Source organism: Bartonella sp. MU70NMGDW (assembly GCF_042194085.1).
Lineage (GTDB): Bacteria > Pseudomonadota > Alphaproteobacteria > Rhizobiales > Rhizobiaceae > Bartonella > Bartonella grahamii.
This window is the reverse complement of record NZ_JBHIMK010000523.1, coordinates 1-783: the sequence shown is the minus strand read 5'-3', so window position 1 is coordinate 783 and position 783 is coordinate 1. Positions and strand designations below refer to the sequence as shown.

At 41.0% G+C, this 783-nt stretch carries 1 pseudogene; it reads right to left on the bottom strand.

Annotated features, from left to right (window positions below):
* A pseudogene (gene fumC / locus ACFIKE_RS11945) lies at positions 1-150 on the bottom strand (class II fumarate hydratase); the annotation flags it as partial.
* Between the last annotated feature and the right edge of the window lie 633 nt (positions 151-783).

Genomic DNA, 783 nt, shown 5'->3' with positions numbered 1-783 from the left:
AGGTTTTTACGGAAATGGGTGAGGGCGCTATGATGGGTAAATGCCTCAAATTTCTTGCGAGTTGTCAAGGATATCCCCGTCAGAGAGCTGATTGTTTCAGCAAAGTCCAAAACCTTTCGGTGCATTGAGTTTTTTTCCAACAGCTGTTCCTCTATTGAGCACTTCTATCTTCACGCTTTATAAAAATGCTCCCAGACCCATTTCACGATGGTGGCTCGTGAATGGTATAACGATAAAGCCATTGAGCACCCTATCTTTACGCTTCATAAAGAAGCAAGCCGGCATCATCATTATATTTGCCAGCCCGTGGCTGTTGTGACAGACTTCTCCACAATGTTGTGACAGCCCTTGGCAGTTGAGGCGGTTCATTAGAGGCGTGTTTAGTTCTTTCTTATCTTATACAATTTCTATCCACACATTCACTTCGCCACACATTTATCTCGCTTGTGATGTGCAAGTGAGTGATTTTGATTGATTCAACATAGGACAGATTTAAAACGGGAAAATCCTATGGTATTGAGGATTCTCATTCAATATGGATAACGCTAGATTGTCGTTATAAATAAACACATTATCTGATTGAGACAAGAGTAGAAATGTGGACCAGAGCCTAAAATGAACGCTGTGGGTAATCGTTATCGGTCATCATCGGGGTGTGTGCTTACACCCCGATCTTTTGACAGAAAGATTTGTTTTAAGACGTTTACATCTTTTTTAGTGGGTTGTTTATTGGGGAGCAATCATCTTTTTGGGATCAACTAATCGGTCATAATCCTCTATAGA